This is a genomic window from Wujia chipingensis, from assembly GCF_014337155.1.
Classification (GTDB): Bacteria; Bacillota; Clostridia; order Lachnospirales; family Lachnospiraceae; genus Coprococcus_C; species Coprococcus_C hominis.
In genome coordinates, this window is record NZ_CP060632.1 from 1,087,159 (window position 1) to 1,099,394 (window position 12,236).

The 12,236-nt window shown below is 46.0% G+C and carries 8 protein-coding genes; all 8 read left to right on the forward strand.

The genetic code is table 11. The features are described 5' to 3' along the window. Positions 1-12 precede the first annotated feature (12 nt). The 8 genes from H9Q76_RS05200 (at position 13) to H9Q76_RS05235 (ending at position 12,212) form a co-directional block, all read left to right on the forward strand. Entirely contained in the window at positions 13-516 is a 504-nt protein-coding gene (locus tag H9Q76_RS05200) for a dihydrofolate reductase (RefSeq protein WP_021986142.1), read from the forward strand. A 145-nt stretch (positions 517-661) separates the two neighbouring features. Further along, a complete protein-coding gene (locus H9Q76_RS05205) occupies positions 662-1,759 on the forward strand; it encodes a heavy metal-binding domain-containing protein (protein WP_249321782.1) in 1,098 nt (365 codons plus the stop codon). Between the two features lie 30 nt (positions 1,760-1,789). Then, positions 1,790-4,147 carry a tetratricopeptide repeat protein gene (locus H9Q76_RS05210; protein WP_249321783.1) on the forward strand — a complete coding sequence of 786 codons (2,358 nt, stop codon included), beginning with the start codon at positions 1,790-1,792 and terminating at the stop codon, positions 4,145-4,147. Between the two features lie 55 nt (positions 4,148-4,202). Next, complete coding sequence (locus H9Q76_RS05215) at positions 4,203-6,920, forward strand: hypothetical protein (RefSeq protein ID WP_249321784.1); 2,718 nt, start codon at positions 4,203-4,205, stop codon at positions 6,918-6,920. A 109-nt stretch (positions 6,921-7,029) separates the two neighbouring features. Further along, positions 7,030-8,031 carry a rod shape-determining protein gene (gene mreB, locus H9Q76_RS05220; protein ID WP_021986146.1) on the forward strand — a complete coding sequence of 334 codons (1,002 nt, stop codon included), beginning with the start codon at positions 7,030-7,032 and terminating at the stop codon, positions 8,029-8,031. Between the two features lie 102 nt (positions 8,032-8,133). Continuing rightward, the gene (locus tag H9Q76_RS05225; RefSeq protein WP_117781528.1) at positions 8,134-10,077 is read left to right on the forward strand and encodes a YgiQ family radical SAM protein; all 1,944 of its coding nucleotides are present in this window, start codon (positions 8,134-8,136) and stop codon (positions 10,075-10,077) included. A gap of 115 nt (positions 10,078-10,192) precedes the next feature. Further along, positions 10,193-11,377 carry an acetyl-CoA C-acetyltransferase gene (locus tag H9Q76_RS05230; protein ID WP_117781522.1) on the forward strand — a complete coding sequence of 395 codons (1,185 nt, stop codon included), beginning with the start codon at positions 10,193-10,195 and terminating at the stop codon, positions 11,375-11,377. 43 nt (positions 11,378-11,420) lie between these two features. Beyond that, complete coding sequence (locus H9Q76_RS05235) at positions 11,421-12,212, forward strand: enoyl-CoA hydratase-related protein (RefSeq protein WP_021986149.1); 792 nt, start codon at positions 11,421-11,423, stop codon at positions 12,210-12,212. Positions 12,213-12,236: the final 24 nt, after the last annotated feature.

A 12,236-nucleotide genomic window follows, 5' to 3' on the forward strand; every position in this document is an offset into this window, starting at 1 on the left:
TTGGAGGGTAATATGGACTTAATAGTAGCAGTAGATAACAACTGGGCGATTGGAAACAAGGGCGATCTGCTCGTATCAATACCAGAGGATCACAAATTCTTCCGACAGACGACAATGGGAAATGTCGTTGTACTTGGAAGGAAGACACTGGCAGGATTCCCGAATGGCCTGCCGCTTGCGGGAAGAGATAATATCATTTTATCGACTGATCCGAATTATACCGTGCGAGGGGGTACGGTTGTTCACTCGAAAGAAGAACTGTTCGAGGAACTGAAAAAATATGAGGATAAGGAAATTTTTGTAATCGGTGGCGGACAGATCTACGAGATGCTGCTTCCGTATTGCAAATATGCGCATGTGACGAAGATCAACTATGATTATGCAGCGGATACACATTTCCCGAATCTGGATGAACTGGAGAACTGGGAAATGATCGCGGACAGCGATGAGCATACCTATTTTGATTTGGAGTTTTATTTCCACAAATATGAGAATAAAAATCCATTAGCATTTTAGAAATTTGGTGATTTTTGCATAAAATGCACAAAATAATTGATGAAAATGTTATAAATCATACAAAAAGTCTTTCAAATATGACGGAAGTATGGTATCATTTAAGGTAAATTTGAGCGATTATTTTTATTTTGGGAGGGTAATAAAAATGGCAGAAGTAATGTTGACGTCCGGACAGGGCTTTGAGGGTTACGAAATCGTAGAGTATTTGGGATTTGTAAATGTACAGTCGGTACTTAGCTCGAACTTTTTCAAGGGGTTTGCAGCCGGTGTGAGTGAGATGTCAGATTCCGAGAGTGAGAAGCTGACAGGCAAGCTGGAGCAGGTAAATGAGACAGCACTGAAGCGTTTGCAGACAATCGCAGCAAGAAAGAAAGCGGATGCGGTAATTGGCGTGGAACTGAATTATACACAGTTTGCAAGCTATTCCGTAGGAACGATCGCTTCTGGTACAGCTGTTCGCCTGAAGAAGAAGCCAGAGGAGAATCCAGTTACAGAAAAATCTCTGTATGTCAGCAACTACTATAATCGTCTGGTGCCAAGACCGGTACGTGTATGGTTACGTGGTTCTAAGAATGGGGTAACAATTTCTACAGATTTCTTTAATTATAACAAAGATGATATTCGTGCAATCCGTGCAGACGTCGAGCTGACAAACCTGTATGAAGAACGATTGCTGTTAAAGGATCTGGATTTTGTATTTGAGAAAGGAAATGTTTCTCTGATCGAATCCAAGGATATGGAGTGTAAGCTTCCTGCAAAGGATATTCTGCTTTTGAAGGATGCAAAGGTACGCATCTCCAAATATGTGACAAGCCGTGGTGTATTCGCGTGCAACGACCAGCCAATCGATGTCAGCATGCCGTTACATAGATTATCTGCACTTAAAGAAAAACGTGGTATTGATGCAGTCGAGAAGTATCGTACCGATGGCATGATCTGGACATGTAACTGTGGTTATGTAAACGAGGCTGGCGCAGATGAATGTCTGATCTGTGGACGTAAGCAGGAAGACATGAAGAGTACATCGAAGTTCAATCCAGATGAGATGCTTGCAAAGATGCAGACGAAGGAATATGTCATTGAACTGAAGGATGTATTGATGGAATACATCAAGGATATTGATAGCGAGTACAGAATGGAACTTTTGGAGATTATGGAGTCAGGATTGCAGTATGAAAAGACAAGAGGCAACATGAAAGACACCGTAATCGAGAAGGTAGAAAAGGTCTTTGAAGGACACTAAGTAAAATGAAACTGGCAGAGGTGACAGGGTATGGGCGCAGGACTCAGCATGGCGAGTGTAAATAAAATTAAAGAGTTGGCGAATTCCAGAGAATATAGTCTGGCACTTGAGTTAGTGGAACATCAGGATTTGACAAAATCCCTGAACCCACAGTTCCTGAGACTGTGTGGAGAGATTTACATAAAAAATGATAGATATAAGGATGCCAGACGATGTCTGATCATGGCGCATCGTCTGGGACCGGAATCGAAGCGGGTTTTGTATACGTTTGTGGAGCTGTATTTGCGGATGGGATATTTCCAGCTGGCAAAGACGTATTACGATATGTATATGTTTGATGCCAATGCATATGACAGCCGGGACATGGAATATGTCTGGAATAAGCATGAACATGCGGACGATTACAAGACGCTGGAACCATTGATTGCCGGGTATGCACACAATCTGGACTATGACTGGAGCTTTGAGTTATATCTGCTTTACAAGAAAGAGGAAAAACAGAACGAGGCGGCGACGCTGGCTGAGTTATATCATGCATCGTTCAAGAATTCCGATAACAGCCAGATTATATTGGATATCGAAGCTGGAAAAGTAAAGGTAGATACATATTTCGATATATATGCGGACACTGAAGCTGTAGATGATGATCCAGATATGGAGGCACTTCGTGCAGAAGAACAGGAGCTGCTTGCAGCCGATGATTTGCGGATGCATCCGAAAGAGGCAGAGATCACGATCATGTATGAGGATTCATATACACCTGCCGGTTCGGAGAAGAAAGTGCAGAAGATGCTCAAAAAGCAGGAACGCGAAGAGCAACGGAAAGAAAAGAAGCTGTTGAAAAAACAGAAGCAGCAGGAAAAGGCAGAAGCTGCGGCAGCGGCGGAAGCTGAAAAGACTGAGGCAGAAGTGAAACCTGCTACCGAAGAAAAAACGGAAACCGAAACGAAAGTGCCTGAGACAGTTGCGGATGAGACAGAACAGAAGATGTCTGAGAAAACAACTGTGACAGAACAAGAAACAGCAGAGAAAGCATCTGTGACAGAAACATCAGAACAAAAAACGGCAGAGGAAGCGTCTGAGACAGAAGCGGAAGAACCGGAAAAAGAAAAAAAGAAGGGATTTTTCCAGAGACGGAAGAGAAAGAAACACGAGGAAGAATCTGAGACAACGGATGCTGATATAGAAGAAACAAAAGAAGTAACATCGGAATCGGAAGATGTAAAACCATCGGAAGAGCCGAAAGAATCAAATAGTGACATTTCATCAGAGATTGCAGAGACAACAGGGCAGGCGGAAGATATGAGACATGGAAAAGGGACAATTGCAAAAGATGTAGTCGTAGTAGATGAAGATGATGGTTTTGAAGCAGAAGCGGATACGATTGAGGAACTTGCATCCAAGGAACATGTGACGCAGGAGACCGAGACGAAGGAAGCAGAAGTGACAACAGCCAGGAAAACGACGTTTGAATTCCAGACAGTGGAACTGGCGCCGGAAGATTTTGAGGAAGAATATGAGGTTGACGATTTCTCTGAAACTGTGGATGATGAATTCGGAGAGATGAAGATGCCGGAACCGAAACCTGAGATTGAAGAAACTGTGGAGGAAGAACCGGAGACAGAACTGGAGATTGAAGAGACTGTCGAAGAAGAACCGGAAATCGAAGAGAGAACAGAAGAAACTGTCGAAGAAGAACCGGAGGTTGAGGAAGAGATCGAGGAGCCAGAGGTTGTAGAACCGGAGCCAGAGATTGAAGCCGAACCAGAACCGGAAATCGAAGAGACGGTGGAAGAAGCTGTGAAAGAAGAACCGGAGGCAGAACTGGAGATTGAAGAGACTGTCGAAGAGGAACCAGAGGCAGAGGAAGAAATCGAGGAGCCGGAGGTCGTAGAACCAGAGCCAGAGGTGGAAGCCGAGCCAGAACTGGAGATCGAAGAGACAGTAGAAGATGTTGTTGAGGAAGAACCAGAGACAGAGGAAGAAATCGAGGAGCCGGAGGAAGAACCGAAAGAGGAATTCCATGTAGCTCCGTTTACAACGAAACCGGAAAAAAAGAAGTTGGACTTCCCGGTATTCAAGTCATCGTTATTCCCGGATTATCACAAAGAAGTGAAAGTTGTTGAAAATAATTTCAACGAGATCATGGAAGAAGCGCAGGATAAGATGACGGAGAACATGCAGAAGGAAGAGCAGATGCAGAGAGAGGCGGAAGCATTGCTTGCATCCCTTGGTATCAGCATGGATGCGATTCCAACAACACCAAAGGCTGAGGTGAATGAGGAACAGCCGGTACAAAAAGGACCTTCACGAGATGAGTTAAAAGCATCTTTGAAGATAGATTCTGTTAAGAAGAATTTGCTAAAACGTGTAAAAGAATACAGATAATTCTTGACGAGAAGATATGACCGAGAGAAGGTATGACTGAAAGGAGGCAATGGGAGTGGCTATTGATCAAAGAGAAGCATTGATTGCTGCAGTAAGAGCACAGGTAGAAAAAGAGAAGGCTGCCAAGGCTGCAAAACTGAAAAAAGAGCAGGAAGCAATGCAATTGTCTGGAGCTGCAGATGCGGGAAAAGCTGCTGCAGACCACAATAAGCCAAAATACAAAACTCTGTCAGCAGAAGAACTTGCGAAAATCGAAGAGAAGAAGCGTCGTAAGAAAGCTGCAGAACTTGGTATTAAATTGGAGGACGAGGAACCAGAAGAGGTACCTGCAAAGGCAGCAGAACCTGCGAAGGAAGAGCCAAAGAAGGCAAGTGATGAAGGACTTGGCATGAGTGTTGGCATTCAGGCAGATAAGTCTGGAAAATCCTTAGATAAGCCGGCTGGCGGCGGACTTGGAGCACCAGTAGGTGGCGGACTGTCAGGTGGCAAGACAGAGAGCAAAGGACTTGGAGGACTGGGCGGTAGCCTTGGAGCTACAGAGCCATCTGGAGGGCTTGGCCTCAATATTGACATGGGTAACAAGCAGGAAGAGAAAGCACCTGAGAAGAAAAAGGCCCAGGATGATGAAAAAGCAAGATTGCGTCCTACAAAATTATCCGGTGGCAGTGGCGATGTAAAGGTAATCAATGGGGATGATGCAGAAGAGGAAGCATCCTTTACAAAACAGGGAAATACAACGATTATTTCCGATGGTGTAGAGTGGAAAGCACAGGAGAACAAAGCATCCAAGGATGATGCAGATGATATCATCAGCATTGTGCCAAACCGGAGTACTCCAACCAATGATGTGAAGAGTATGTACGATCTTGGCGATGAGGATGAGGATGCTCTGGGTGCAGAGATATCAAAGCTTGCGCAGTATGGCGATGCTGAGAATAAGGCAGAGGAAGAAAAGAAAAAGGCGCAGGAAGAGATGGCGAAGAAGGCAGCGGAGGCAGAGGCAGCCAAGAAGAAGGCGGCTATTGAGGAAGCTGAGCGGAAAGAAGAAGCCAGAAGAAAGAAGCTGAAAGAGGCAGAAGAAAAGGCAGCTGCACAGGAGCGTAGAATCGCAGAAGCAGCAGCCAAACAGCGTGCAGCTGCAGCCGCTGAGAAACGTGCAGCCGAGGAGGCACGCCTCAAGGCAGAAGAGGAAGAAAAACGTAAGAAAGCGGAAGAGGCACGTCTGAAAGCAGCCGAGGAAGCCCGCAAGAAGGCTGAGGAAGAGGCAAGAGCCAAGGCAAAGCAGGAAGCTTTGAAGAAGGCGGAAGAGGCAAAGAAGAAAGCCGAAGAAGCAAAGCGTATCTTAGAACAGGCACAGAAGGCAGAAGAAGAAGCAACAAAGCGTGCAGAAGAGAATCGGAAGCGTGCTGAGGAAGAAGCAAAGAAGAAAGCCGAAGCAGAAGCAAAGAAGAAAGCTGAGGAAGAAGCAAAGAAGAAAGCCGAAGCAGAGGCAAAGAAGAAGGCAGAGGCGGAAGCAAAGAAGAAGGCAGAGGCGGAAGCAAAGAAGAAGGCAGAGGAAGAAGCCAAGAAGAAAGCCGAAGCAGAAGCCCGTAAGAAGGCTGAGGAAGAAGCAAAGAAAGCAGCCGAAGAAGCCCGTAAGAAAGCCGAAGAGGCTATGCGTATCTTAGAAGAAGCAAAGAAGGCGGAAGAGGCAGCACTAAAGGCAGCTGAGGAAGCTCGTAAGAAGGCAGAGGCAGATGCAAAGAAGGCAGCGGAAGAAGCCGCAAAGGCAAAGGCTGAGGAAGAGAAACGCAAGAAGGCTGAAGAAGAAGCTAAGAAGAAGGCAGAGGCGGAAGCAAAGAAGAAAGCCGAAGAGGAAGCAAAGAAGAAGGCAGCGGAAGAACTTGCTGCAAAGGCAGAAGAAGAGGCTCGCAAGAAGGCAGCCGAGGAAGCTGCAAAGGCAGAGGCGGAAGCAAAGGCGAAGGCTGAGGAAGCCCGCAAGATCTTAGAGGCTGCAAAGAAGGCCGAAGAGGAAGCGCTGAAGGCGGCAGAGCAGGCAGACAGCATTCAGATCGACCTGACACAGCCAGCGGAGGAAGGAAAACTTCCACTTGCTGCATCTTACCTTGAAAAGTATACAAAGATGGAGAAATCCGGAAAGAGTCTCGTGGATACATTCAATGCCATTACTGTTGATCAGGAGAATCGTAACGTATGTATGATGGGTGATCACGGATTTGGTCTGACCAGTGTCGGAGAAGATTTCGCAAGAAGCTTCTACGATATGGGAATCTGCAAGGCGAAGACGATCGCGAAGATCAAGGCACAGGCATTGAACAAGGTTAAACTTGCAGATGCAATGTCAAAGCTTGCCGGTGGATGTATGGTTGTTGAAAATGCAGGTCTGATCGCACCAGATAAGATGACAGAGCTGATGAAACTTACAGCCAAGGATGTAAACGATGTTGTTGTGATTCTGACAGGTGCGACTGAGTCTATCAACCGCTTGTTTGGAGCGACTGGAGATGCCAAGGATAAGTTTACACACCAGATCAATATGGAAGGCATTTCTACACAGGATATGCTTGCGATTGCAAAGGGATATTTCAAACAGCAGGGCTTTAAGACAGATGATTCTGTAGAAGGCACTGTAAAGAATCTCCTGATGGCAATGGAGTCTGGAAATATCGATCGTATGCTCAAGGCTTGCGATGAGGCAATGCTCAAATGTGACGATCGTGAGAAGGCAAAAGGTTCCAGCCGGAAATATTTACTAAGTGAAGATTTTAAATAATCGTTGAAAAAATCAGAGCCGATGCTTATAATTTAAGCATCGGCTTTTTACGTGATAAGCCAATAGACGGGATGATAAATAAGAAACCAGAAGATAAGAGGTATAAAACGTGGTAAATATAGATATCGGTATAGACCTTGGAACATCGAATACGGTCATATACATAAAAGACAAAGGAATCGTAGTCAACCAGCCATCGGTGGTTGCATATGAGGCTAAAAGTAAAAAGATCATTGCGGTTGGAAATAAAGCCAAAAAGATGCTTGGAAAGACACCGGAGGATATTGAGGTGACACGTCCGATCCGGAATGGTGTTATCTCCGATTATATTATGACGGAGCGTATGCTCAAGATCTATGTGAAGTCAGCGATTGCAAAACGAAAGATCTGGGGCAAACCAAACATCTGCGTCTGTGTGCCAAGTGGTGTCACGGACGTACAGCGGCGTGCAGCGTGTGATGCAGTATACCGTACCGGTGCAAAGAATGTGTATGTGCTTGAGGAACCATTTGCGGCAGCCATCGGTGCAGGTGTGGATATTGAGTCGGCAGTTGGTGCGATGGTTGTGGATATCGGTGCGGGAACGACGGATATTGCAATCGTAGCAAGAGGCGGTGTGCAGCATAGCAGTTCCATCAAGATTGGTGGCGATGATTTCGATGAGGCAATCATCCGTTATATGCGGAAACGTCATAATGTGCTGCTGGGCGAAAGCTCTGCCGAACAGTTGAAGAAGGACATTGGTTCTGTGTATCCGCGGGAACAGGATGCGATCGGGTATGCACGTGGAAAGGAACTGGTGCGCGGACTTCCAACGAAGATGGCAGTCAAATCCTCTGAGATGATCGAGGCGTGTCAGGAGGAGACAGATCAGATCTTGGATTCCGTTCGGGAGATGTTGGAGGCGGCACCACCGGAACTGGTTTCCGATATATCCGAGCATGGTATTATCCTTGCCGGAGGCGGAAGCAAGATATTTGGTATGGACAAGCTTATTATGGATAAGATTGGTGTCCCGGTTGTGAACATCAAGAATCCGGATCAGGTTGTTGCGACAGGTGCAGGAACAGCCCATTATTATATCAAGGACGGAAGAACCTTGGAAGAGTAAGAGACAGGATAGAAATACGTGGAAAATAAGAAGAAAACATTGCGTGAACATGGTGTGGAATATACATATGATGAGCGGTTCCTCCCACTCACGCAGAAGGAAATGCAATTAAAGGGCTGGGAACAGCCGGACTTTGTCTATGTGATCGGAGATGCCTATGTGGATCATCCATCTTTTGGACCGGCGATCATCAGCCGTGTGTTAGAGGCACATGGATATAAAGTGGCAATCATTTCACAGCCAGACTGGAAGGATGAAAATTCGATTGCGATTTATGGCAGGCCGAAGCTTGCCTTTTTGGTGTGCGCCGGAAATATGGATTCAATGGTGAACCATTATACTGTTTCCAAGAAAAGACGGCATACAGATGCATACACCCCGGGTGGCGAGATGGGAAAACGACCAGATTATGCGACAATCGTTTACTGCAATCTGATCCGGAAGAAATACAAGGATGCGGCAATTGTGGCAGGCGGTATCGAAGCAAGTCTGCGCCGGCTGGCACATTATGATTACTGGTCCAATAAGTTGAAACATTCGATTCTCGTTGATGCACAGGCGGATATTGTGATCTATGGTATGGGTGAGCATGCCATTGTGGAGATCGCGGATGCGCTGCAAAGCGGCATCGACATCAAAGACTTAAGTTTTATTCATGGAACGGTCTACAAAGCAAGAAATCTGGAACATCTGTATGAAGACTATATTGAGCTTCCGTCGTATGACGCGTTGCAGGAAGACAAATTAAATTACGCGCGAAGCTTTAAAATCCAATATGATAACACAGATCATATCACCGCGAAGATTCTGGTAGAAAAATATAAGGATTATCAATATGTGATCCAGAATCCACCGGCGGAACCACTGATGGAGCAGGAGATGGACGAGGTGTATGCGCTTCCATATACGAAGACCTATCATCCGATTTATGAGGCACAGGGTGGAATCCCTGCGATATCGGAGATCAAATTCTCGCTGGTCAGCAACCGGGGGTGCTTTGGCGGGTGCAGCTTCTGTGCGCTTACATTTCATCAGGGGCGGACATTGCAGACACGCAGTCATGCATCCATTATAGAAGAGGCAAAGGAAATGACGAAAGATCCGGAGTTTAAGGGTTATATCCATGATGTTGGCGGCCCGACGGCGAATTTCCGGCAGCGCGCCTGCAAGAAACAGGAGAAATACGGCGTCTGTGCGAACCGTCAGTGTCTGTTCCCAAAGCCATGTCCGAATCTGATTGTGGATCATTCCGATTATCTGAAATTACTGCGGGAGCTCCGAAGTCTGCCGAAGGTGAAGAAGGTATTTATCCGTTCGGGTATCCGGTTTGATTATCTGATGGCGGACAAGGATGATACATTCTTTCGGGAACTTTGCAAATACCATGTCAGCGGGCAGCTGAAGGTGGCGCCGGAACATATCTCTGACAAGGTACTGATGAAGCTTGGTAAGCCGGAAAATGCAGTCTTTCAGGCATTTTGCAAGAAATACAAACGGATCAATGAGGAACTTGGATTGAAGCAGTATATGGTACCATATCTCATGTCGTCACATCCGGGTTCCACTCTGAAAGAAGCGGTGGAACTGGCGGAATATCTGCGGGATCTGGGTTATATGCCGGAACAGGTGCAGGATTTCTATCCGACACCTTCGACGATATCAACCTGCATGTATTACACTGGCGTGGATCCGCGGACGATGGAGAAGGTATATGTGCCAAATTCTCCACATGAAAAGGCGATGCAGCGTGCACTGATCCAGTACCGGAATCCGGATAATTACGATCTGGTGCATGAGGCACTTGTGAAAGCAGGACGGACGGATCTGATCGGGTTCGATAAGAACTGTCTGATCAAACCGCGGAAGATGAAGAATGCTGCAAATGAGAAAAAATCTCAATATGGCGCATCGAATAAACAATCTGGAAATCGTTCGAATGTGCAACATAAAAATTCTGCACAGAAGCAGGGGCAAAACCAGAAGCAGCAAATGAATACAAAAAACAAAAAAAGTATACGCAATGTACATAAAAAGAAACAAAAGTAAAGGTTTCTTTTATTGCGAAACCATGGAAATTATGATATTATCTATCTAGGCGTGTCGACATATGCATGATCGGCACAGATAGAAACAATAAAACGAAATGGAGGAAATTTTCAACATGGCAAAGAAAGTAGTTTTAGCTGGCGCATGTCGTACAGCAATCGGTACTATGGGTGGTGCACTTTCAACAACACCAGCACCAGTGTTAGGTTCTATCGTAATCAAGGAGGCTCTGAACAGAGCAGGCGTTCCTGCAGATCAGGTCGATCATGTATATATGGGTTGCGTAATCCAGGCAGGTCTTGGACAGAACGTAGCTCGTCAGGCATCTCTGAAGGCTGGACTTCCTATCGAGACACCTGCTGTTACTGTAAACGTAGTTTGTGGTTCTGGTCTGAACTGTGTTAACATGGCAGCTCAGATGATTCAGGCTGGCGATGCTGACATCGTTGTAGCAGGTGGTATGGAGAACATGTCTATGGCTCCTTACGCAGCTATGAACGCTCGTTTTGGTTACAGAATGAACAATGGCAAGCTCGTTGATACAATGGTAAACGATGCTCTTTGGGATGCATTCAATGATTACCACATGATCAAGACAGCTGATAACATCTGTGAGCAGTGGGGTCTGACTCGTGAAGAGCTTGATGCATTTGCAGCAAACAGCCAGCAGAAGGCAGCAGCAGCTCAGGAGTCTGGTGCATTTGACGCAGAGATCGTTCCAGTTATGGTTAAGAAGAAGAAAGAGACGATCGAGTTCAAGAAGGATGAGGGTCCTCGTCCTGGAACAACTGTTGAGACTCTGGCTAAGCTTCGTACAATCAACCCAGGCGGATTCGTTACAGCTGGTAACGCTTCTGGTATCAACGATGGTGCAGCAGCAATCGTTGTTATGTCTGAGGAGAAGGCTAAGGAGCTTGGTGTTAAGCCTATGGCTACATTCGTTGCAGGTGCACTTGCAGGTGTTGATCCTTCAATCATGGGTATCGGACCTGTTGCTGCAACAAAGAAGGTTATGGCTAAGACAGGCATGAAGATCGAAGATTTCGATATCATCGAGGCAAATGAGGCATTCGCTGCACAGTCAGTCGCAGTTGGTAAGGATCTTGGTATTGATACAGAGAAGCAGCTTAATCCAAACGGTGGTGCAATCGCACTTGGTCATCCGGTTGGAGCTTCCGGATGCCGTATCCTTGTTACATTGCTTCATGAGATGCAGGCAAGAGGCGCTAAGACAGGTCTTGCTACACTGTGTATCGGTGGTGGTATGGGCTGCTCTACAATCGTTAAGATTGAGGACTAATTGAGCCGCGTAACATACTTGGATAGAGTTTAAGGAGATTAAGATGGAATTTATTACTTATGAGCAGGAAGGCTTTGTAGGCGTTGTAACGATCAACAGACCAAAGGCTTTGAATGCGTTGAATAGTCAGGTGTTGGATGAGCTTGAGGCTACATTCGATGCAATCGATCTGGATACAACAAGAGCCGTAGTTCTTACAGGCGCCGGCGAGAAGTCATTTGTTGCAGGTGCTGATATCGGAGAGATGTCTACACTTACAAAGGCTGAGGGCGAAGCATTCGGTAAGAAGGGAAATGATGTATTCCGTAAGATCGAGACATTCCCAATCCCGGTAATCGCTGCAATCAACGGATTTGCACTTGGCGGTGGTTGTGAGATTTCTATGAGCTGTGACATCCGTATCTGTTCTGAGAATGCGGTATTCGGTCAGCCGGAGGCAGGTCTTGGTATCACACCTGGATTTGGTGGAACACAGAGACTCGCTCGTCTGGTAGGTGCTGGTATGGCAAAGCAGATGATCTACACAGCAAGAAATATTAAGGCTGATGAGGCATACAGAATCGGTCTTGTAAACGCTGTATATCCATTGGAAGAGCTTCTTCCGGCAGCGAAGAAGATGGCAGCAGGCATCGCAGCAAATGCTCCGATCGCTGTCAGAAACTGCAAGAAGGCAATCAATGATGGTCTTCAGGTAGATATGGATACAGCAATTGTAATCGAAGAGAAGCTCTTCGGTGACTGCTTCGAGACAGAAGACCAGAAGGCTGGCATGGGCAACTTCCTTGAGAAAGACAAGGAGAAGAAGTTAAAGGTTGTTCCATTCCAGAACAAATAATAAAAGTAATTAAAATTTTAAGGA